19 protein-coding genes and 1 pseudogene are annotated in these 21,593 nt (G+C 71.1%); 6 read left to right on the top strand and 14 right to left on the bottom strand.

The annotated features are described in order from the left end of the window. The first annotated feature begins 276 nt into the window (after window positions 1–276). Window positions 277–1,689, top strand: coding sequence for an MFS transporter (locus tag ABZ801_RS20570; RefSeq protein WP_360699837.1), 1,413 nt, complete (start codon window positions 277–279; stop codon window positions 1,687–1,689). 148 nt (window positions 1,690–1,837) lie between these two features. On the opposite strand, the gene ABZ801_RS20565 is transcribed toward ABZ801_RS20570, so the two are convergent. Beyond that, window positions 1,838–2,029, bottom strand: a complete 192-nt coding sequence (locus ABZ801_RS20565) for a hypothetical protein (RefSeq protein WP_360699834.1) — start codon at window positions 2,027–2,029, stop codon at window positions 1,838–1,840. 1,157 nt (window positions 2,030–3,186) lie between these two features. Between ABZ801_RS20565 and ABZ801_RS20560 the strand changes: the two genes are divergently transcribed. Then, on the top strand, window positions 3,187–3,627 hold the full coding sequence (locus ABZ801_RS20560; protein WP_360699831.1) for a Fur family transcriptional regulator: 441 nt from the start codon (window positions 3,187–3,189) through the stop codon (window positions 3,625–3,627). 139 nt (window positions 3,628–3,766) lie between these two features. Here ABZ801_RS20560 and katG read toward each other — a convergent pair whose 3' ends face one another. The 4 genes from katG to ABZ801_RS20540 form a co-directional block, all read right to left on the bottom strand. Then, window positions 3,767–5,998, bottom strand: a complete 2,232-nt coding sequence (katG, locus tag ABZ801_RS20555; RefSeq protein ID WP_360699829.1) for a catalase/peroxidase HPI — start codon at window positions 5,996–5,998, stop codon at window positions 3,767–3,769. 37 nt (window positions 5,999–6,035) lie between these two features. Next, complete coding sequence (locus tag ABZ801_RS20550; RefSeq protein ID WP_360700389.1) at window positions 6,036–6,434, bottom strand: Fur family transcriptional regulator; 399 nt, start codon at window positions 6,432–6,434, stop codon at window positions 6,036–6,038. Between the two features lie 1,055 nt (window positions 6,435–7,489). Further along, window positions 7,490–8,074: a hypothetical protein gene (locus ABZ801_RS20545; RefSeq protein ID WP_360699826.1), complete on the bottom strand. Its 585-nt coding sequence runs from the start codon at window positions 8,072–8,074 to the stop codon at window positions 7,490–7,492. Window positions 8,075–8,208: 134 nt separating this feature from the next. Then, the gene (locus ABZ801_RS20540) at window positions 8,209–9,276 is read right to left on the bottom strand and encodes a hypothetical protein (protein WP_360699823.1); all 1,068 of its coding nucleotides are present in this window, start codon (window positions 9,274–9,276) and stop codon (window positions 8,209–8,211) included. Between the two features lie 167 nt (window positions 9,277–9,443). Here ABZ801_RS20540 and ABZ801_RS20535 point away from each other — a divergent pair, with 167 nt between their 5' ends. After that, complete coding sequence (locus ABZ801_RS20535) at window positions 9,444–10,088, top strand: TetR/AcrR family transcriptional regulator (protein WP_360699820.1); 645 nt, start codon at window positions 9,444–9,446, stop codon at window positions 10,086–10,088. A gap of 3 nt (window positions 10,089–10,091) precedes the next feature. Here the strand turns inward: ABZ801_RS20535 and ABZ801_RS20530 are convergent, their stop codons facing one another. The 3 genes from ABZ801_RS20530 to ABZ801_RS20520 all read right to left on the bottom strand — a co-directional run bounded on the left by ABZ801_RS20530 (window position 10,092) and on the right by ABZ801_RS20520 (window position 13,786). Continuing rightward, window positions 10,092–11,465 (bottom strand): MFS transporter, encoded by a 1,374-nt coding sequence (locus ABZ801_RS20530; RefSeq protein ID WP_360699817.1) that lies wholly within the window; start codon window positions 11,463–11,465, stop codon window positions 10,092–10,094. A gap of 157 nt (window positions 11,466–11,622) precedes the next feature. Next, window positions 11,623–12,306 (bottom strand): SGNH/GDSL hydrolase family protein, encoded by a 684-nt coding sequence (locus ABZ801_RS20525; RefSeq protein ID WP_360699814.1) that lies wholly within the window; start codon window positions 12,304–12,306, stop codon window positions 11,623–11,625. Window positions 12,307–12,637: 331 nt separating this feature from the next. Beyond that, window positions 12,638–13,786 (bottom strand): NAD(P)/FAD-dependent oxidoreductase, encoded by a 1,149-nt coding sequence (locus ABZ801_RS20520; RefSeq protein WP_360699811.1) that lies wholly within the window; start codon window positions 13,784–13,786, stop codon window positions 12,638–12,640. Between the two features lie 189 nt (window positions 13,787–13,975). Here ABZ801_RS20520 and ABZ801_RS20515 point away from each other — a divergent pair, with 189 nt between their 5' ends. Continuing rightward, on the top strand, window positions 13,976–14,587 hold the full coding sequence (locus ABZ801_RS20515; RefSeq protein WP_344940095.1) for a TetR/AcrR family transcriptional regulator: 612 nt from the start codon (window positions 13,976–13,978) through the stop codon (window positions 14,585–14,587). Between the two features lie 302 nt (window positions 14,588–14,889). Here ABZ801_RS20515 and ABZ801_RS20510 read toward each other — a convergent pair whose 3' ends face one another. Both ABZ801_RS20510 and ABZ801_RS20505 read right to left on the bottom strand, forming a co-directional pair. Next, on the bottom strand, window positions 14,890–15,828 hold the full coding sequence (locus ABZ801_RS20510; protein ID WP_360699807.1) for a helix-turn-helix domain-containing protein: 939 nt from the start codon (window positions 15,826–15,828) through the stop codon (window positions 14,890–14,892). Between the two features lie 346 nt (window positions 15,829–16,174). After that, window positions 16,175–16,807 carry a class I SAM-dependent methyltransferase gene (locus ABZ801_RS20505; RefSeq protein WP_360699805.1) on the bottom strand — a complete coding sequence of 211 codons (633 nt, stop codon included), beginning with the start codon at window positions 16,805–16,807 and terminating at the stop codon, window positions 16,175–16,177. A gap of 80 nt (window positions 16,808–16,887) precedes the next feature. On the opposite strand from ABZ801_RS20505, the gene ABZ801_RS20500 reads away from it, so the two are divergent. Next, the gene (locus ABZ801_RS20500) at window positions 16,888–17,469 is read left to right on the top strand and encodes an XRE family transcriptional regulator (protein ID WP_360699802.1); all 582 of its coding nucleotides are present in this window, start codon (window positions 16,888–16,890) and stop codon (window positions 17,467–17,469) included. Window positions 17,470–17,537: 68 nt separating this feature from the next. Here ABZ801_RS20500 and ABZ801_RS20495 read toward each other — a convergent pair. The 4 genes and pseudogenes from ABZ801_RS20495 to ABZ801_RS20480 form a co-directional block, all read right to left on the bottom strand. Then, a pseudogene (locus ABZ801_RS20495) lies at window positions 17,538–18,059 on the bottom strand (hypothetical protein); the annotation flags it as partial. Window positions 18,060–18,758: 699 nt separating this feature from the next. Continuing rightward, complete coding sequence (locus ABZ801_RS20490; protein ID WP_360699800.1) at window positions 18,759–19,610, bottom strand: hypothetical protein; 852 nt, start codon at window positions 19,608–19,610, stop codon at window positions 18,759–18,761. Further along, entirely contained in the window at window positions 19,526–19,921 is a 396-nt protein-coding gene (locus ABZ801_RS20485; RefSeq protein ID WP_360699797.1) for a hypothetical protein, read from the bottom strand. The genes ABZ801_RS20490 and ABZ801_RS20485 overlap by 85 nt, the downstream gene beginning before the upstream one ends. Window positions 19,922–20,141: 220 nt before the next feature. Continuing rightward, the gene (locus ABZ801_RS20480; protein ID WP_344940077.1) at window positions 20,142–20,747 is read right to left on the bottom strand and encodes an NAD(P)H-dependent oxidoreductase; all 606 of its coding nucleotides are present in this window, start codon (window positions 20,745–20,747) and stop codon (window positions 20,142–20,144) included. A 618-nt stretch (window positions 20,748–21,365) separates the two neighbouring features. On the opposite strand from ABZ801_RS20480, the gene ABZ801_RS20475 reads away from it, so the two are divergent. Beyond that, window positions 21,366–21,590 carry a hypothetical protein gene (locus ABZ801_RS20475; protein WP_360699794.1) on the top strand — a complete coding sequence of 75 codons (225 nt, stop codon included), beginning with the start codon at window positions 21,366–21,368 and terminating at the stop codon, window positions 21,588–21,590. Window positions 21,591–21,593 lie beyond the last annotated feature (3 nt).

Below are 21,593 nucleotides of genomic sequence, written 5' to 3'. Positions count from 1 at the left end.
TTCGAAAGGCGCATGGGTCGGGCGTCCGCACCTGGCGTTGAGGGGCGTCATGCGTCGCGCCGCCGTGCGCTAGGATCGCAACCCGTCGGCCGGCCGGAAGGGCTCGCCGAACCGCCAGAGCCCTCTGACGGACCGTCAGGGCCGGCGCTTTCCCAGCGGGACGTCCCGCTTCTCCATTTCTCCGTTCCGGACGCGACTCCGGACATCTCGGCCGTCAGCCGTCTCTTTCCCAGCACGCACCAGCTCAGGATGGCGTGATCCAAGGAGGCGGAGAACGTGACAGTGGCCGTGCGGCGCCGCGCGTTGTGGGCGGTGGCGGCAGGGGTGTTCTGCATCCAGTTCGACTCGTTCGCACTCAATCTGGCCCTTCCCGCCATCGGCCGGGACGTGGGAGGCGCGGAGGCGGATCTGCAATGGGTGCTCAGCGCCTATCTGCTCGCCACCGGCACCCTCATGCTCACAGCGGGACGCCTGGGCGACCTGCTCGGGAGGCGCCGGCTGCTCCTGTGCGGGCTGACGTTGTTCACGGCCGCGTCGCTGGGGTGCGCGCTCGCGCCGTCCCTGCCCCTGCTCGTCGCGGCCCGCGTCGCCCAGGGAGCCGGAGCGGCGATGATCATGCCTGCGGGACTGGCGCTGCTGACCAACCTCCACCCGCCCGGCAGGCGGGGCCGCGCGATCGGCTGGGCACTGGGCCTCGGCGGCGTCGCCACCGCCGGCGGCCCCCTCCTCGGCGGCCTCCTCACCGAGACGTTCTCCTGGCGGGCGGTGTTCTGGCTGAACGTTCCGCTGGGCGCGCTGGCGTCGCGGTGGGCCGCGGGCACCATGGAGAGCCGCGACGAGTCCGCCGAAGCGCGGATCGACTGGCCCGGCCTGCTGTGGGCGACCGCGGCGCTCGGCGTGCTCGCCCTCGCGGTGGACCGTGCGCCCGCCTGGCCACCGCCGGCCACCGCGGCCGCCGCGCTGCTCGCCGCCGTGCTGCTGACGGGTTTCCTGCGCCGGCAGAAACGTGCCGGGAACCCCTTGGTGGATCTCGGCCTGCTGCGAAACCGTCCCTACACGGTGCTGACGATCACCGGCGCCGTGGCCAACACCGCCACGGTCGTCTTCCTGTTCGTCGTGCCGCTGAGCCTTCAGCACCGGTGGCACCTTCCGGTCGGCGACGCGGGCGCGGCCTTTCTCGCCCCGGCCGCCGTGATGGCGGTCAGCGGACCCGTCGCCGGACGCGTCCGTCCTCGCGCCGCCCCGGCGGTGATGTGCGCATGCCTCGCGGCGTCGGCCGCGGCACTGGCCGTCCTCGCCGCCGCGCCGACGCCGGCCTGGTACCTGGCGGCGGCCACGGTCGCCGGCGCGGTGCTGGGGACCGCCAACGCGCTGACCCTCACCGCGACACAGTCCGTCATCCGCGCCGGACGGGCGGGCGAGGCCTCCGGTGTCACCAAGACCGCGATCACCCTGGCCGCCGGCCTGGGCGTGGCGTGCGCCGGAGCCGCCATGAACGGCGACACCGCCCCGTCGGCGACGACACCCGTCCTGTACGCGACCGCGTCCGTCTGCGTCGCCGCCGCCCTTGTGGCCGCAGTCAGCAACCGTCGGGCTCCCCTCAAGCCCGCCCGCCGGCACGAGATGAAAGCCGCCCGCCGCCGACCCGCCTCTACTGGCTCGGCCGATAATCGCGCGTCAAAGGAGTGAGCATTTTCCCGTATCCGCTCGTCGGCCCAGGGGAGTCCGCTTGGTGCGGCGCACTCGGTGACGGCCGTCCGCGCGGGTGAGCAGCTCAGAGGGCAGACGGCAACGCGGGGGACGCCCCCTCCACAGGTTCGTCCCCCGCGCCGTCCGGTCAGCAGACGTCCGACGAACCCGGGCTCAGGATCGGCATATTCAGCGTGATGAGATCGCTGAGCACCTTGTTGCACTTGATGCCCGATTTGCCGTGTCCCGAGCTGACCGCCGCCGTGGCCGTGGTCGCCAGCCCGGCCATGGTCACCACCGTCATCGTCGCCGTCAGGACGACCCGAGCGCATCGTGTCATGTTCAGTCCTTTCCTCTACGCATCTCACCAACTCCGATGAGTAGTTACTTGATAACACAGAGTATTTGATCATGGTCGGCCTCGTCGGCTACTGATCCACTTGGGGGCATATGCACGTATGGCGTCCCGCGGGACGTGCCGGTGCGCCTACGGGACGGGCGTGCGGGGGTGGGAGCAACGGGGGAGTCCTGTCGAGCCGCAGGGGCGGGCGCTGGGCGGGTCTTGCCATTGCGATGTAGTCGGTTCTCTGAGGGGCCACGAGACTGTCTCGGTCGCGCCACAGGTGGGGTGCTGTGCCGGTGGATGGGCCACCAGTCCCGACCCGGTCGGCCGCGACACCGCCGAACCGCACGACGTGGCAGACAGAACAACGCCCAGGGAGGCGACATTGCCGCCGAAAAGCGGCACGACGACACGGCGCAGCAGCCCGAGGACGAGGGGGGTGGGGGCCGCGCTCGGCCAGCCGGGCGACCTGGCCGGAGCCGAATCGGCGGGGCAGACGACGGCGTGCACGTCCGCCAGGCCGGAGTAATGCCGCCGCCGGCCGGGTCGGCGGCGCGGACAGCCGAGCGCGTTCAGGCGTGGCGCCCGAACAGAAGGCGTGACAAATCGCCGGACGAGCTCGCGGCACGGCGCCATCGCAGCCGCCGGGCGGCGCCGCGCGCATCGCCGCAACGTGCGGACCGGTCGGCGCCGCGACCGCCACCGGGCGTGGCGGCGCAGCGCAGGCCACGCGGGCGCGGACGTGTCCGTCGTGTGCTGGTCTCCGGGGCGTCGCGACCATGCCGGGCCCATGGCGAGGCCGTCGGCATGCGTTCCGGTGACGCCCCGTCACCGTGATGATCATCACGACGACCGCGTCGTCCGCCACGGCCTGCGGGCGATCCTCGAAACTCAGGAGACATCGCGGTGGCCGGGTACCGCCGAAAGACGGCGATCAAGCCCGGACACGACAGGCCTGCGGGTACTGGGGCGACCTGGCCCGCACCGGTGTTCTGAGACCGCACCGCGAAGCCGGCGCCGGGAGGGCGACGCTACCCTCCGTGTTCACACACGGGACCGAGCATGTAGTTTACTGTGGGCATGCCGCGTCTTGACTAGACTTGCATCATTCGTTGTCTCGAATCGTTCGCGTTCATGAAGGCAGGTTCGGTGCCATGACCGCATCCCAGACCCCGACCACCGCCGAGCAGTTGCGCGGTGCCGGTCTGCGGGTGACGGCCGCCCGCGTCGCGCTGCTCGAGACCGTCCGGGACGGTGACCACCTCGGCGTCGAGGCGATCGCCTCCGGGGTGCGCGACCGCGTAGGCCACATCTCCCTTCAAGCCGTGTACGAGGCCCTGCACGCCCTCACCGCGGCGGGACTCGTACGCCGCATCGAACCGGCCGGCAGCCCCGCCCGCTTCGAGGGCCGCGTCGGCGACAACCATCACCACCTGGTGTGCCGCAACTGCGGAGCGGTCAAGGACGTCGACTGCGCCGTGGGGCATCCGCCCTGCCTGGACCCGGTTGACGACGCCGGATACCTGGTCGACGAGGCCGACGTCACGTTCTGGGGGCTGTGCCCGCAGTGCCGTCCCGGGGCCGAGAACGGCTGACCCCGCGGGCGCCTTCACCGGCCCGCCCTCCACTCGACCGCACCCCCGCCTCGGGCGCGACGTCGGCCGGCATCCGCGGAAAAGCGGACGTCCAGGCCGGCCCGTGCGGACCGGCCTGGACGTCAGGACCAGATGAGGATCAGACGAGGTCGAACCGGTCCAGGTTCATCACCTTGTCCCACGCGGCGACGAAGTCGCGCACGAACTTCTCCCGCGCGTCGTCGCTCGCGTAGACCTCCGCCAGCGCCCGCAGCTCCGAGTTCGAACCGAAGACCAGGTCGACGCGGCTGCCGGTCCACTTGACCTCTCCGGTGGCGGCGTCGCGGCCCTCGAACGTCTCGGCGTCCTCGGACGTCGGCCGCCACGTCGTGCCCAGGTCGAGCAGGTTCACGAAGAAGTCGTTGGTCAGCGTCCCGGGGGTGTCGGTGAAGACGCCGAGCGGCGAGCGCCGGTAGTTCGCGCCCAGCACCCGCAGACCACCGACCAGGACGGTCATCTCGGGCGCGCTGAGGGTCAGCAGGTTCGCCTTGTCGATCAGCAGGTACTCGGCCGGCAGCCGGTTGCCCTTGCCGACGTAGTTGCGGAACCCGTCCGCGGTCGGCTCCAGCGCGGCGAACGACTCCACGTCCGTCTGCTCCTGCGAGGCGTCCGTGCGTCCCGGAGTGAACGGCACCTCGATGTCGAAGCCGGCGTTCCTGGCGGCCTGCTCGACCGCGGCGCACCCGCCGAGCACGATCAGGTCGGCGAGCGAGATTTTCTTGCCGCCGGTCTGGGCGGAGTTGAAGGCCTCCTGGACGCCCTCCAGGGTGCGCAGCACCGTCGCCAGCTCGTCGGGGTCGTTGACCTCCCAGCCGTTCTGCGGCTCGAGGCGGATGCGGCCGCCGTTGGCGCCGCCCCGCTTGTCACTGCCGCGGAACGACGAGGCCGCCGCCCACGCGGTGGAGACCAGCTGGGAGACCGACAGCCCCGAGGCGAGGATCTGCGCCTTGAGCGCGGCGACGTCCTGCGCGTCGACGAGCTCGTGGTCCACCGCCGGGACGGGGTCCTGCCACAGCAGCGTCTCGGCCGGGACCTCCGGGCCGAGGTAGCGCGTGACCGGACCCATGTCGCGGTGGGTCAGCTTGAACCACGCCCGGGCGAAGGCGTCGGCGAACTCGTCGGGGTTCTCCAGGAAGCGCCGCGAGATCGGCTCGTACACCGGGTCGAAGCGCAGCGCGAGGTCGGTCGTGAGCATCGTCGGGGCGTGCGTCTTCGACGGGTCGTGGGCGTCGGGGACGGTCCCGGCGCCGGCACCGTCCTTCGGCTTCCACTGGTGCGCCCCGGCGGGGCTCTTCGTCAGCTCCCACTCGTAGGCGAACAGGGTCTCGAAGAAGCTGTTGTCCCACGTCACCGGGGTGGGCGTCCAGATGCCCTCCAGCCCGCTGGTGATCGTGTCCCCGCCCTTGCCGGTGCCGAAGCTGTTCTTCCAGCCCAGGCCCTGCTCCTCCAGGGGCGCGCCCTCGGGCTCGGGACCGACGTGCTCGTCGGCGTTGGCCGCGCCGTGCGTCTTGCCGAAGGTGTGACCCCCGGCGATCAGGGCGACCGTCTCCTCGTCGTTCATCGCCATGCGGCGGAACGTCTCGCGGATGTCCCGGGCCGCGGCGATCGGGTCCGGGTTGCCGTTCGGACCCTCCGGGTTGACGTAGATGAGGCCCATCTGCACCGCGCCCAGGGGGTTCTCGAGTTCCCGGTCGCCGGTGTAGCGCTCGTCGCCGAGCCAGGTGGTCTCGGGACCCCAGTAGACGTCCTCCTCCGGCTCCCAGACGTCCTCGCGACCACCGGCGAAGCCGAACGTCTTGAAGCCCATCGACTCCAGGGCGACGTTGCCGGCCAGGATCAGCAGGTCGGCCCACGACAGGTTCTTGCCGTACTTCTTCTTCACCGGCCACAGCAGCCGGCGCGCCTTGTCGAGGTTGGCGTTGTCCGGCCAGCTGTTGAGGGGCGCGAAGCGCTGCTGCCCGGACCCGGCGCCGCCGCGGCCGTCGCTGATGCGGTAGGTGCCCGCGCTGTGCCACGCCATCCGGATGATGAACGGGCCGTAGTGGCCGAAGTCGGCGGGCCACCAGTCCTGCGAGGTCGTCAGCACCTCCGCGATGTCCCGCTTGACGGCGGCCAGGTCGAGGTTCTTGAACGCCTCGGCGTAGTCGAAGTCCTCGCCGAGGGGATTGGCCACGGCGGGGTTCTTGGCGAGGATCTTCAGGTTGAGCCGGTTCGGCCACCAGCCGCGGTTGCCGCCGCCCTGCGTGGGGTGCGGGGCGCGGTCGTGCGCCACCGGGCACCCGGCTTCGCTCTCGTTAACTTCGGCGAGGACGGCGTCGTTGTTCTCGGCCATGCGATTCCTTCCAGGGGCTGAGCGGGGGGATCGGGAACTACTGGGCGGTGGAGCAGTCGGGGCACAGGCCCCAATAGATGACCTCGGCCTCGTCGATCGAGAAGCCGAGGTCGTCGGACGCGGTCAGGCACGGCGCCTCACCGACGGCGCAGTCGACGTCGGCGATGGCCCCGCACGACCGGCACACGAGGTGGTGGTGGTTGTCTCCGATCCGCGACTCGTAGCGCGCCACGGAACCGGACGGCTGGATCCGCCGCACCAGACCCGCCGCCGTCAGCGCGTGCAGCGAGTCGTACACGGCCTGGTGGGACACCTTCGGAAGATCCCTGCGCACGGCAGCGATGATCGAGTCCGTGTCGGCGTGCGGATGCGCGTGCACCGCGCTCAGCACCGCCACCCGAGGACGGGTCACGCGCAAAGCGGCCCCGCGCAGCATCTGCTGGAAGTCCAAGGGTGCGACCACGCCCCAGAGACTGGCCCACTTTCTGGAATCAGTCAAGAACTTGTGTCGACCAAGATCAGCTCCTACAGTGCGACACGACAGGCCCGCGCTCCCCGGCGCGACCCCTCCGCCTGCCGCCAGTACGGCCTGCCGAGAAAGTGCAGGTCAGCCAAGCCGACGGACCACCGCCCCGAACGCGGCCGGGAGCCCGAGGCGGCGGTCGGCAGGGCGTCCGACGCGGTACCGGGCCGTACCTCGGGCTGCCGGGGCGGGCGCGAGCATCGGGTACGCGGTTGCGATCGCGGCAGTCCGATCGACGTCGGGGCGCCGATCAGAGCCGAGGCCGCCCGGCCGGTCGGGCCCGCTGCCTGCTGCTCTCGGCGACACGGAACCGCCGGGCCGCCGAACCATCTGCCCGTGCGTTCGCCCTCTCGAGCCCGCTCCGGAGGTGACGCGATGACCGCCGACCACGCACCCGGTGGTTTCGCCGACCTAACACGCCCGACCTGGTGGCCGACGCCCGCGAGCCACTCGCCTCCGCAGATATAGGGCCGCCACGGTGATCGCGCTGGGAAAGTCTGCCTTGTATTTCGCAATTGCGGTCGTGGGCACATGCGGCTCGCTCGGCCACTGCTGTTTTGTCAAGGAAACCCGATCCGAGTCAACGCGCGGATTTCCGTTGAGGGCATATCTCCTTCAACGCCAGGCCGGGCAGGGCGACCCCCGCCCGCCCCACATCGCGCTGCTGTCCGACAGCGACAACACCACCAGCCGCACCGTCCCCCCAGTCCATCGATGCCTCCCGCGGCGCCCACGTCCCGAGCAGGAATCGTTCGGGTTCGAGTGCCACGCTTTGGATGGCAGCCCGCCAAGGGGCGGGCTGACCGGGTGCGTGCTATCGATTCCGAACACGTCGAACCGTTGATGGTGTCGGCGGCAATGCCAGGCCGCGTATGGGCGCCGACGACAGCAAGGCCCACGTTCAACTGCCGACGGCGCTTCCAATACCCATTCTGTGATATCGAGGAGGGCTTTGTGGGATTTCGACTCTAGGAGGGGCGCCTGTCTTTGAGGGTGTAGCCGCCATGGAGCACCGGTGCGTCGGCGGCCGGGGCCATGCACTTGGTCAGCAGCGGCTCGCCTTCCGGTGTGCCCCCGGACAGCCCGATTCGGCTGGGACCGGCGCCCTTTTCGGCGACGTAGAAGCTCACGCCCATGCGGACATGCCGTTCCAGGTAGCCCGCCTGCTCCCAGGGGCCGCCGGGAGTGGTCCGGACGAGTCGTCCGGTCACTGTGGCGGTGGGGCCGCCGGTGGTGAGGCAGTCGACTTCGAAATCCCCCCAATTGGCGGGGACGCCCGGCTGGTCGACCCCGTGATAGATGCGGAACGTCCCCCAGGAGCGGGTCGGGATGCTGGGGCTGTTGGTGAATTCGCTGTGCGCGTCGACCGTTACCCAGATGTTGTGTCCGGGCGCGGGAAAGTACATTCGGGCCTTTCCTTTGATGCTGGACGTGGAACCGGCGGACGGGGTGCTGTGGGCGGACGCGGCGTTGGCGGCCGAGACGGCGGACACGGTCGTCGTCACGGCCGCCAACACCAGGGCAGAGGTCAGAACGGCAGTCGATTTGATCACGATGACGGCTCCTTCATGTGGGAATCGTTGATCACGATGGTGTATTTCTCGTCCTCCCCAGCGCTGGAGAAATGGGCGCGGGGCAGCGGTTCCGGCATTGCGATTCAGTGGGAGTTTCAAAGCCGGGAAGGATTTCACGCCTGGGTGTCGCACTTGGGGCGAGTCTGATGCTGGTACGACCAGGCGGCGACGCCCAAGGCGATGCCGTACGGGCCGAACGCGCCGATCCCGCAAGCGGCGACCGTCCAGCCCGACCAGCCGGTCATGATGCCGTCGTCGGGAAGGTCGCCCAGGCCCACAACAGGCGGCAGCAGGTAGAAGATCGCGCCGATGACGCCGTAGGGCGCGAGCGTCAGAGCCCCGAGCCAGGCCGGGGTCAGGGGGAGCCAGCGCGGCACCCGGCGTCCCGCCAGCAGCGGTACCCGACGTGGGAAGACCTGGCCCCACCTGTGGGTGAGCCCTAGCAGCAGCACGATGCCGACCAACGCCGACAGCGTGGTGAAGTCCAGCCCGTACCTCTCCAAGGTCAGGATGAGACCGGAGGCGCCGTTGCGCTCGAACTCGGCGACCACCTCGTCCGCGGGCACCCCGGCGAACGTCCCGCCGAGCGCCCACGTCGTCTTCATGACGATGTACGGGACGAACGCCATGGACCCGGCATAGGCGATCAGACGTACCGCACGCGGCGCGGGGACGGGCGGTGCCGGGATCCTGCCCGTGTCCCGTCCGGCGTGCGCGAGGCCGCATCGCGGACAGGTGTCCGCCGTGCGACGTTGGAACGCCAGCGCCGCTCCGGCGAAAAGCGCCGCCCCGACTGCGCAGAACACCTCGACACCGAAGGCCGGCCAGTCGTCGACCGTCCCGGTGAAGACCAGTTGCAGCCCGTTCATGACGAACGAGAACGTGCCCGCCGCGGCCAGCGCACAGCACGTCCAGAGACCGACGAGCACCCACCGGCGCGGTGTCCGCCGCACCATGCTCGCCGCCGCGGCGATCCCGCCCGTCAGCAGACAGCAGGCGATCAGCCCGGCCGCGGCCCGGCCGCCGGGCACATCCCGCAACGGAGAGCCGGTCTCCCGGCCGGCGGCCCAGCACAGGGCCGGCGCGATTCCGATCAGCGCCCACCCTCCGGCCGCGTACCCGGACCAGCGCGGCCACTGCCCCACGAATCCTGCGATCGTTCTGCCGAGCGCGACGGTCATCGATGCCCCTCTGGAGTCATGAGCCGACCCTTCCGGGCCGCCGCATCAGGAACCTCCCGCTGGAAGCCGATCCACGTCCCCCGCTCGGGGGAGCGATGCGCGTGCCGCACGGCACCCGGCCTCCTCGCGGGCTGCACGCGGCGAGGTGGAGGTGTACGGTCGGCCGTATGGGGAGTTTCGAGGGTTCCGCCCTGCCGGATGGCGAGGCTGAGATCACCGACAAGCGCCTCCTGCGCGGCGCGAGGACGCGGGAGTCGATCCTGCGGCATGCGGTCGACCTGGGCTCGTTGGAGGGACTGGACAACCTCTCCTTCGGACGGCTCGCGGCGGAGGCAGGGCTCAGCAAGGCCGGCGTCCAGACCCTCTTCAAGAGCAAGGAGGCGCTGCAGCTGGCCACCGTCGAGTACGCGCGCCGCATGTTCATCGACGCCGTCATCCGGCCGGCCCGCTCCGCCTCCCCCGGAGTCGCCCGCCTGCGCGCTCTGCTGGAGCACTGGACCACGTACGCCACCGCCCCGCTGTTCGCCGGGGGGTGCTTCCGGGCCGCCAACCTGGCCGACTTCGACAGCAGACCGGGCCCGGTCCGCGACGAGTTGTTCCGTCAGCAGCAGGAGTGGAACGCGACGATCGCGGGTGAACTGCGGCACGCGATGGCGGTGGGCGAGATTGCTGAGCTGGACGCCGAGCTCGCCGCCTTCCAGATCGACGCGCTGCTCTGCGCGGCCAACACGGCCCTGCGCATGGGGGACGACGATGCGGTGGACAAGGTCCACCGCATCGTCGAGGGGATGTTGCGGCCTCCCGTGCGGTGACGCTCAGCCGCGCGCCCTGGGCAGCAGGAAGACCAGGACGGCCGCCAGGACGGCGATGACGCACGCGCCGATCGACGCCATCGCGAAGGCATGGCCTGCGGCATGCACCCGTCCGTCGGTGGCCGGGTGGAAGGAGTTGAAGAAGACCGCACCGATGAGGGCGACACCGACCGCGCTGCCGACCTGCTGCGCGGTCGACAGCGCCCCGGATGCCATGCCGACCGATTCCGGCTTGATCCGGCTGAGCACGGTGTTCAGCACGGGCGTGATGAGCAGCCCGCCGCCGACGCTCTGCAGCATGAGCGTCGGGATCACCAGCAGCGGGGTGATCCGCGGGCCCGACAGCAGCACGACCGCGGTGGTCAGATAGCCGGCCGCCATGATGATCGCCCCGGCCTCCAGGACGCGCCGCCCGAATCTGGGCACGAGCCGACCGGCGACCAGGCTGAAGACGAAGAAGGTCGTCGCGGCCGGGGCGTACACCAGGCCCGCGCCGAACGCCGACATGTTCAGGCCGTCCTGCATCGTTGTCGACAGGGTCAGGTAGTAGGAGCTGATCAACGCGTACACGGCGAGTACCAGGATCAGACCGAGGGAGAACGAGCGCTGCCGGAACAGCGACAGCCTCATGAGCGGGTCACCGCCGCGCCGGTCCACGGCGCGCTCGATCACGGTGAGGACGCCGAACGCGACGGTGCCGGCGACGAAGCAGGCCCATGTCCACCACGGCCAGCCCTGCTCTCGTCCCTGGATGAGCGGGAAGACGGTCAGCAGCAGCGCGACGCTGAGGGCGAGGACGCCGGGGATGTCCAGCGTGCGGGCGGCCGCCGACCGCGATTCCGGGACGTGTCGCAGCGCGAGCAGGATCGTGGCGACGCCGATCGGCACGTTGATCCAGAACACCGCCCGCCAACCGGAGCCGAACAGGTCGGCGCTGATCAGCAGGCCGCCGACGAGCTGACCGCAGATGGTGGCCATGCCCAGCACCATGCCCAGCACCCCGTAGACGCTGTGCCGCCGGGCCTGAGGAACGAGCACCGTGATGAGGGCGAACACCTGGGGCACCATCAGCGCGGCCCCGGCGCCCTGGACGGCGCGCGCGGCGATGAGCGTGCCGGGATCCGGGGCCAGGGCGCACGCGATCGACGACAGCGTGAACACCGCCGTGCCGAGCGTGAAGAGCCGCCGTCGTCCGTACAGGTCCGCCAGCCGTCCGCCGGTGATCAACAAGATCGCGTAGCTGAGCTGGTATGCCGCCAGCACCCACTGCACGTCGCCGGCCGAGGCCCGCAGGTCGGCCCGGATCGCGGGGCCCGCCACCACGACGATGAACGAGTCGAGGGTCGCCATGAAGTTGCCGATCATGACGACCGCCATCGCGGTCCATGGAACGGCCGCCGGACCTGGTCTGGCCACGGTGGCGGTTGCTGCTTGTCGTGCACGTGTCACGAGGGACTCCTGTGAATGCGCGCCCGGAGGCTCCCGGCCGGGCGCGGGTGGGGACATGGAGGGGGAGGAGCCAGGCGGGTGGCGGTCAGGCGGGTGCGGTGCGGCCGAGCCGCGAGGCCAGCGCCTTGACCATCTCGGCCGCCATGACCGCCTGGCCTGAGGTCGAGAAGTGGATGCGGTCCGCGCTCAGCAGGGTGTCGCGGTCGTTGACCGGGTGGTCCCACATGTCCACCACCACGGCGTCGTACTCGGCGGCCAGCCGCCGGACGATGCCGTTGAGCGTGGTCACCCGCTCGTGCCAGTCGGGGAACACCGCCACGACGAAGGCCCTGCCCAGGGTGAACGTCGTGAGCAGAGCGCCGGTCCCGGCCGCCAGTTCGTACATGCGCCGCAACATCGCCTCGATCTCCCCGAAGTCGGGGTGGCGCCGGAGGATGTCGTTGGCGCCGCTCGGCACGTGCAGCAGGTCGGGACGGAACTCGATCACCGGGTGCAGTTGTGCGTCCAGTGTCCGGGCCGTGGTCGCCCCGATCTCTGCGGTGTTGAGGTAGGCCAGCTCGGGCCGGACGCGCCGCAGGATGCCGGCGAGCCGGTCGGACCAGCCCTGGTCCAGGTAGCCGGGACTCGCGTCTCCGGTGCCGGCCGACAGGCTGTCTCCGATCACCGCGTACCGGCGCCACGGGGCCCCGGCGAGCAACGTCGCGGCCTCCACCGGCCCCAGACAGAACGGGTCGGACTCTTCGATGAGGACGTGCGGGGAATGACTCACCGCGGAAGCATACGGTCGACCGTATGTTTAGATCAAGGCGCCAGGCTCGGGTGATCAGCGGGAAGGGACTCGTGCAACCCGGTGCACGCGATGGGATTCGCCCAGCTCAGCTGCGGTCGGGGTGGACAGATGAGGGGTCTTTCGCCGATCGTCGGGCCTGGGGGTGAGGGGCGCGCCGGGTCTGGTCGTGGCCGGGGTCGATGAGCGGCGTGGTGTGTCCGTCGTCGGCATGGCGGGCGGCGGAACCGCGCGTCAGCTGCTTGACCAGGACGCGCCCCAGCCCTCGAGAGGCTCCGATGACCAGAGCCCGACGCATCGGGAGCGCGGTATTTCAGGATTCGGCGTGACCGAACGGCGCGAGCTCGTCGGGCTCGGGCACGGCGAGGAGGGCCTCGGCGCCGTCCTCGAGCAGCTGGGCAATCTCGGCCGAGCGCGCGAGCATCGTCTTCTCGTAGCCGCGTACGGCGTCGTCGATGGTGGTGGAGTGGGCGAGTGCGAGCGCGAGTTCGCTGGCGTCGAGCATGGCGAGGTTGACGCCGACGCCCAGCGGCGGCATGAGGTGCGCGGCGTCTCCGAGGAGAGTCACGCTGGGCGAGTGCTCCCATGTGTGCGGCGCCGGCAGGGCGAACAGTGGACGGTCGACATAGGCGCCGTCGTTGTCGGTGATCATTCGGAGCATCCGCGGTGACCAGTCCGCATACTCGTCGAGCAGGAGCGCGCGGATGCCCTGGGTGTCCTCGGGGTGAAGCCGGTTCGCCGCGATCCAGTCCACCGGGACGCGCCGCATGATGTAGACGCGCATGTGGCCGCCGCTGTTGCGCTGTGCGAACAGGCCGCGTTCTCCGTCGGCGGCGTGGGCGCTGCCTTGGCCGACCAGTTCGCAGAGCTCCGGGTGCGCGTTCTCCATGTCGTCGAACCATGCTTCAAGGAAGCCGACCCCGGTGTAGCGCGGCGTCGCGGGGGACACGGCGGCGCGGACGCGGGAGAAGGCGCCGTCCGCACCGATCACGAGATCCGCCTGGGTGGCCGTCCCGTCGGTGAACGTCAGCGTTCGCGGCCCGTCGGCCGGTCCGCTCACTGATTCCAGGGTGCGTCCCCACTGGACCGTCCCTGCGGGCAGTGAGCCCAGCAGGAGGTCGCGAAGCTGTCCGCGGTCGATCTCGGGCTTGCTCGTTTCCCTCTCGTCCGGCAGATGGTGGGCCAGGACGCGCCCCGCCGGGTCCAGGCGGCGCATTTCCTGTCCCTCGAACCTGGCGAGCGCGAAGAACTCCTCCAGCAGGCCCGCTTCGCGTAGTGCGAGCTGGCCGTCTTCCTCATGCAGGTCGAGCGAGCCTCCCTGGTCGCGGGAGTTCCCGTCCGGATCGCGGTCGTAGACCGTCACGGCGATGCCGTGCCGCTGCAGGATGCGTGCGCACGTGAGGCCTCCCGGGCCGGCGCCGATGATGCTGATCCGCGCGTTCGCGGGCGTCGGAGCGTTCACGGTGGATTCCCTTCGTCGGCCGGGCTTCCGGTGCCGCCATGACGCGGCGACGACCGGTGCTCACCCCCCCACGGGGCGGCACCCGAACACGACACCACCAAAGCAGAAACCGATCCATAACTGCAACAGTTACAGATACGGACCTGTTGCGGATTCTGCTCTGTTCCAGTCGTCGGATACAGTGGCGCCATGCCCGACTCTCCGACCGTTGGCCGTCGCGAGCGCAAGAAGGCCGCGACGCGGCAGGCCATCGCCGACGCCGCCCTGGAACTGTTCCTGGAGCATGGCTTCGAACAGGTGGGCGTCCGCGACATCGCCGAACGGGCCGACGTATCGACGACGACCCTCTTCGCGCACTTCCCGAGCAAGGAGGCGCTGGTCTTCGACCGTGAGGAGGACGTCGAGGCGGCCTTGATCGCCGCGGTCCGTGAGCGGCCCGCGGGCCAGGACGTGGTCGAGGCGCTCCGCGCCCACGCGCTGAGCACATGGGTGCCGCTCGCATCGGATCCGCGTCTGGAGCGACTGACAGCGCTGGTGGACCGAACGCCCGCGCTCCGCGAGTACGCCGAGCGCATGTGGATGCGCCATGCGGCCGCCCTCGGCGCCGCGATCGCGGCAGAACTCGGCCGGGAGGCCGACGACCTCGCATGCTCGGCACTCGCGCGCTTCGTCCTGCAGACCCGGGCCCTGCCCAGGGGCCGGCACGATCCACGCGCGGTTGTGGAGACGGTGTTCGACCTGCTGATCCACGGTTGGCGGTCACAACAATCCGCCAGCGCCTCACCGCCGGCGAGTGAGTGAGCGCCCGGTCGCTCCACACCGTTTCCTAGGCAGCCACCTGCCCGATGTCCACCTGCGCCGCGCCGCCCGCCTCGCCGTGCCGCACCACGCACGGCAAAGGCGGCCGCCCGCGTCGCCACCGCGATGCACCTGGGCGCCCGCCGCCGGCTCTCCGACCACCGCGGCGAGTCCCACATCGCGCCCGGCTACGAGCCCCACATCGCGCCCGGCTACGAGCCCCACATCTACTACGGCTCCCCGCAGCTTGCGATGCTCTCTTTGCGCCACCGTCTCCATCAGTGCTCGGCGGCCGGTCGTGCGCTTCAGCTGAAGGTGCGCCGGTAGGAGTTGGGGCTGACGCCGACGGTCTTCTTGAAGCGGTCGCGGAAGGCGGTGGGGGAGCCGAAGCCGACCTGGGCGCCGATGCGTTCGACGGAGTGGCGGGTGGTCTCCAGGAGGTGCTGGGCCTGCCGGATGCGGGCGCGGTGAAGCCACTGCAGCGGTGTGGTGCCGGTCTGCTCACGGAAGCGGCGGATCAGGGTCCGCGTGCTCATCCCGGCTTGGGCGGAGATGTCGTCCAGGGTGAGGCTCCGGGCAAGGTTGTCCTGCAGCCAGGCGAGCAGGGGTTCCAGCTCGGATCCCTGCGGGACGGGCGGACGGTCGTGGACGATGAACTGGGCCTGCCCGCCCTCGCGTTCCAGGGGCATGACGGACAGGCGCGCGGCGTCGGCGGCGACGGCCGAGCCGTAGTCGCGGCGGATCATGTGCAGGCACATGTCCAGTCCGGCGGCGGCGCCGGCCGAGGTGAGGAACTGCCCGTTGTCGACGTACAGCACGTCCGGGGCGACCTGCAACCGCGGATAGGCGGCGGCCAGCAGGTCGGCCGCGATCCAGTGGGTGGTGACCCGGAGACCGTCCAGCAGACCGGTCGCGGCCAGGGGGAAGGCGCCCGTGCAGATGGAGGCGATGCGAGTGCCGTCCTCGGCCGCCTCTCGCAGCGCGTCGCGGACGTCGCCGGGGAGCGGCGCCGTCGGAGTGGCCGTTCCGGGCACGATGATCGTGTCCGCGCCTCTCAGCCCTTCCAGCCCCCAGGGCGAACGCAGCGTGAACGCACCCGTGTCCAGTTCCGGCTGCCGCGCGCACACCCGGATCTGGTAGCCGGGGCGCCCGTCGGGCAACCGGGTGCGGGTGAAGACCTCGATCGGCGTGGACAGGTCGAACGGGATCACCTGGTCCAGCGCGAGCACGGCGACGGTGTGCATGGCGGAAACCTATATGCCCGCTCCATGACGCCACGCCTGGCACGAGGCAATGTGAGGTGTTCCGTACCAGGCCAGTCGCCACGTGAGCGCTTTGGCGAGACCCCGGTGGACAATGTCATTGCCGCCACGTAGAGCCATCCAGGCCACCGCAGGGCTCCAAATCTGCGGGGCGACAGCAGGCGACCGCGCGGTGGGGCCTGGCGGGAACCCTTCGCCGTGGGGACGGCGCGCGCCTCACAGGCTGGGAGATCATGCCGCCCGGCGGTGCGCCGTTCGCCTGCGTCGAGGGGCGTCTGCGGCCCGCCACGGCGGTGTCGGGTCCCCGCCGTCCCCGCATGCCGGCTGGTCACAGCGACCGTTGTGCTCGCAGGACGGTGTCGTGGGTGTGGCGGGTGCCCGCGGGTGGTGGGGTGGTTCGTGGGCGGGTTTCGTTGACCAGGACGGTCCAGGTGGCGTCGAGCAGCTCGGCGATCTCGGCGGGCTGGTAGTAGGAACTGGGGTCGAATTCGTCACCCGGCGGGAGGTCGGCGAGGTCATGGCTGACCACAAGGAGAGTGCCGCCGGGGGCGACCGCGTTCAGCAGGCTGCGCAATGCCGCGTGGTCCGGCCGGCGCGGCAGCGGAAAATACTGGGCCGAGACCAGATCGAAGGCGCCGACGGGAGGGGCCGTCGTGGTCAGGTCGGCGCGTGCCCAAGCCACGTTGGGGGTGACGCCCGCGGCCTGGGCGGCGGCGCGTTCCAGGGCGACACGGGAGATGTCGACCGCGGTGACCAGCCAGCCGCGACGGGCCAGCCAGAGGGCGTCGGCGCCTTCGCCGCATCCCACGTCCAGTGCTTGCCCCGGTGGCAGGTCGGCCACTTCGGTGACGAGCACTCCGTTAGGGGCGCCGCTGAAGAGGCGGTCGCGGCTGCGGTAGCGCTCGTCCCAGAACTGTGTGTCCGTTGTCGTGCCTCGCCCGGCGCGGGGCTGTCGGGTCATCCTGACCACCTCCGCGCCCACACTGACCCGCACGACGCCGACTTGACAAAGTTCGTTGCCGAAACTGCAATGGCGGAACCATGGGGGAATTCGACGGGGTACTCGATGCGGTCGGTTCACGCCTGCGCGAACTGCGGCGACGCAGCGGCATGACCCTGGCGGCGCTGTCGCAGACCACGGGCATTCCGATCAGCACCCTGTCCCGGCTGGAGACCGGGCACCGCAAGCCCAGCCTGGAGTTGCTGCTCCCCCTGGCCAAGGCGTACCAGGTGCCGCTGGACGAGCTCGTCAACGCCCCGCCCAGCGGCGACCCGCGCGTGTACCCGCGGCCGATCACCCGCAACGGCATGACTGTCATTCCCCTGACCCGCAAACCCGGCGGCCTGCAGGCGTTCAAACAGATCCTGCGCCCTGGCCCCGGCAACCTGGAGCCAGACCCGCGTTCGCACGAGGGCTACCACTGGCTCTACGTCCTGAACGGGCGGTTGCGCCTGATCCTCGGCGACCAGGACCTCATCCTCACCGCCGGCGAGGTCGCCGAGTTCGACACCCACCTGCCCCACTGGTTCGGCAACGCGGAACCGGAACCGGTCGAGTACCTGAGCATCCTCGGCCCCCAAGGCGAGCGTTTCCACATACGGGCCCGCTACCGCCCCACGTGACGGCGGCGGCCAAGCGATTTGCGCGGCCCCCGTGAGCCGTGGTCGTCGAGCCCCGGCGGGTGACCCTGTCAATGACGGAAGGCGGTCCCGGAGGACCGGCCGTTGCCGAACACGCGGTTGTACAGGTCGCGGGCGTGGGCGGTGGGGGACGGCGTGCCGGGGACGATCCGGAACGTGGGCGCGCCCGCGGCGCCCCGCTCGGTGGTGAGGAACAGCCGGTCGGCTCCGGCGTCGGCGTGCATGCGGTGGGCCAGGTCGTACAGGTGCGTCACGAACACGACGCGCACGCCGAGGTCGGTCAGCGCCCGGATGACCTCGGCCGCGAGCTCGGACCCCTCGCGTTCGTTGGTCGAGGCGAACGACTCGTTGCACAGCAGCAGTGCGCCCGGACGCAGCCGGTCGACGACCGCGCTCATCCGGGCCAGTTCCTCGTCCAGCCTGCCGCTGGACATCGAGCGGTCCTCCTCGCGCCTGAAGTGGGTGAGGACCCCGTGGGCGAGCGGGGCCGCGAAGCGCTGCGCCGCGACGAACATCCCGCACTGCATCATGAGCTGCGCCGTCCCGATGCCGCGCAGGAAGGTCGACTTCCCGCCCCGGTTCGGCGCCGGTGACCATGATCAGCGTGGCCGTGCCCGCGTCGAGGTCGTTGCCGACGGCTCCGCCGAGCAGCAGCGCCAGGCACGGGTCGTACAGGTTCCGCGCGGACAGGACCGGCTCCGGCGGGTCCGGGTCGGGGGCGGCCCCCGCCTGCGGCACGAAGATCGGCAGGCCGAGCCCGGTGAGGGATTCGGCGAGGTTGAGGCAGCCGACGTAGAAGCCCAGCTCGTCCCGCAGGGACGCGAACAGCCGGGTGAAACCGGGCGAGCGGAACGCGCCCGCATGCCCGGCCGTCAGGTCACGGAGCCGCCGCAGGTGCCCGAGCGCCTGTCCCAGCGCCCGCGACGAGCGGTTCAGCAGGCTGGTGGCGCCGCCACGGAAGATCTTCTGGTCCTCGGCGACCGCCTCGGCGGCCAGCCGGTGCAGGGACCGGACGGCGGAGGCGTTCCGCATGCAGTCACCGAGCACCTGCTGCCGGTGGACGATGGTCGCCGGATCGGTGAGCGGTGCGAGCGTGACCGCCCGTGCCGTGCGGTACAGGGCTTGGTCGCCCCGTGCCATGGCCGCCCACAGGCCGTCGAGCCGCAGATCGAGCCGCAGCTCCTCGGCGTCGACGGCGGCCTGCGCTCCCGCGCCGCCGTGGACCTCGCCGTGGACGCCGTCGGTGTCGTCGGCGAACAGCAGCCCGGGCCTCATCGGCGCACCCGTTCGATGATCCGGGCGTACGTCAGGCCGTGCCGCTCGGCGATGGCGAGCGCGTGGGCGCATCCGTCGGCGGGCCGCCGGACCACCTTGTACGTGCGGGTCGAGCGGCCGTCGTCGGCCACGGTTCCGACCATGCTCACCGCCGTGGGACTCATCAGGGACAGCTCGTCGACGAAGCTCACCCACAGGCACGGCGCGTCCAGCCGGACGATCGAGGCGAGCATCGACTCGCTGAGCCCGCGCGCGTCGCCGGGAGTCGTCGAACTGAAGACCTCGTTGAGGACGATGACGCTCCGCGAGGTCGCCCGTTCCAGGATCGCCCGCATGCGCAGCAGTTCCTCCTCCAGCTTGCCGGCCAGGTCGTCGGGGCGCTCCGCACGCTCGAAATGGGTGAAGACGCGGTCCGGCAGGAAGACGCGCACCTCCCGGCCCGGGACGGGGCATCCCAGCGCGGCCAGGTGGTGCAACTGCCCGAACGCGCGCGCCAGCGTCGTCTTGCCGCCCTGGTTGGGCCCGGAGACGACCAGGACACGCTCGGCGCCGTCCAGTCGCAGGTCGTTGGTCACCACCCGTCCGCCGTCGGTGGTCAGCTTGGCGGCCAGCGCGAGATCGTAGACGTCGCGGGCGAGCAGCCGTTTGTCGCTGGCCGGCACCGCCGGACAGCACACCGGCAGGCCCGCCTCGCGCACCGGATCCAGGAACGCCAGGTAGCCGAGGTAGACGTCGTCGCGGAGCGCCCGCAGGCCGGACGAGGTCACGCGGGCCGCGTCCAGCCCTTCGGCCAGGGCGCTGACCGCCGCGGTGTGGTCGAGCGCGATCTCCAGGAACCAGCGGTGCACCTGAGGGGGTGCTTCCTGCGCGCCAGCGCCTCCAGCCGGGCGCGCGTCCTGGCCATCGACGCGGTGAAACGCTCGGCGACCCGGCGCACCACCGGATCCTCCAGGTCGCGGAAGACTTCCTGCCGGAAGACGACCAGGTCCGCGTCGTGCAGCGGACGGTGGAAGTACGCGGCGACCTCCGGCAGGCCGGCCGCTTCCGTGACCGCCCGGACGACCTGGTCGAGGTTGAGGTCCCGGAAGTACTCCGGCTCCGCGACGCCCAGTTCGCCGGAGCGCTCGACCGTCCCGGCCAGGATGCTGCGAATGCCCATCGCCTCCCGCCCCTCGCCGGCACCGAAGAGCCCCGCGGACGCCTCGGACACAGCCGTCGCTCGCAAGATCATCCCGTTCCGAGCGTAGGCCCCTCGCCGCGTCCGCCTCGTCTTGGCGAGACCGGAAGTCCGCATACGGCCACCTGGCCCGGTACGGCCCGGCCGGACGGCCGCATGTGCTCGCGGGGACCGGGGGCGGGGCTCGGTGCCGACCCACCCCTCAGCTGGGCGGTGCGGGGATGGGGCGTTCGGCCAGGGCCGCGGCGACCGCGACCAGATTGTGCGCCATCGCGCGGCCCGTGCTCACCGCCCAGTCCTTGCCTTGGTCGGCGTCGAGAAAGCTCGGACCCGGGCCGGGGCCCTGGTTCCAGTACGTCCAGGCCTGCCCGGGGACGGTGTAACCGAACTCGTTGAGCGCCCCGCTGATTTCGCTGATCACGTGGTGCGCCCCGTCCTCGTTGCCGGTGACGACCACACCCGCGACCCGGTTGAAGGCCACCGGGCGGCCCTCCTCGTCGGTCTCCGACAGCATCGCGTCCATGCGCTCGAGCACCCGCTGGGCGATCGACGAGGGATGCCCCGCCCACGTCGGCGAGGCGATCACCAGGATCTCCGACCGCACCAGCAGGTCGTGCACCCCGGGCCAGTCGTCGCCCGGCCCCATGTCGGTCTGCACGCCCGGCGGCAGGTTCAGGTCGACGGCCCGGATCGTCTCGACCTTCACGTCCCTGGCCCGCAGCTCGTCGATCACCACCGCGGCCAGGGCCTCGGTGTTGGACGGCTCGGGCGAGGGTTTGAGCGTGCAGTTGATCACGACGGCGCGCATCCGCCGGCCTCCTCGGGTGCTCGGGGGTAGGGGACAGCGCCCACCTACCCGCGTCAGCCCCCCGAAACGTCGGCCGCCAATTGACACCCGCAATCTCTCCCCCCCGGGGGATGGCCGCCGGAGCCCCCGATAACCAGCAGCGCCGTCGCGCCCCCCGCCGCAGCCTGCCCTCCGCGAACTAACCGACGAACCACGTCCCGACCGTCCAACGCACCACCCACCCCAAACCGCCGCCTACCCCACGGCCGACCCCGCCCCAGCCACCCCCGCAACCTGACACCCACACCCCCACGACTTGGGGCCCACCCCCGCGACTTGGGCTCGCACCACCTCCGCTTGGGGCTCGCGCGTCCGCGCCCTGCCGCCCGCGCGTCCGCGACTTGGCGCGGGTGCGTCCGCGACTTGCCGCCCGCGTGTCTGCCACCTGGGGCCCGCGCGTGCGCGACCAGGGGCCGCGCGTTTGTGACTTGGCGTCTGTGCGTCTGTAAGCGCGCGCGGCGGCGGACACGATCAGGCGGAAGAAGGGCGGCAGTGCGGGGAACGTCGTCGGCGTTACCGCTGCGCTGGGCGACGTTGGCGCCAACTGCCACCTCATGTGGCGTGCGCAGGCCCACCGCGATGCTGGACGGGCTGCCGTTCGTGGAGCGCTCCGCCTGGTTCACGTTGTCCACCAGGACGAGCCCGACCGGCCTCTACTCCGACGCCACTGCCAACGTCTCCGGTGCCGCCTATCGGTCCGACGGGGGTGGGGCCTGCGAACACTCGGTCGGCATTCGCTGGACGGGACAGGGCGTCGCACTCATGCGGTACCACCGTAAAGACCGCGGCCCGGCCATCGCCTGATCA

It is taken from the genome of Actinomadura sp. NPDC047616 (genome assembly GCF_040642915.1).
Classification (GTDB): domain Bacteria; phylum Actinomycetota; class Actinomycetes; order Streptosporangiales; family Streptosporangiaceae; genus Spirillospora; species Spirillospora miaoliensis.
This window is presented reverse-complemented; position numbering and strand designations above follow the sequence as displayed.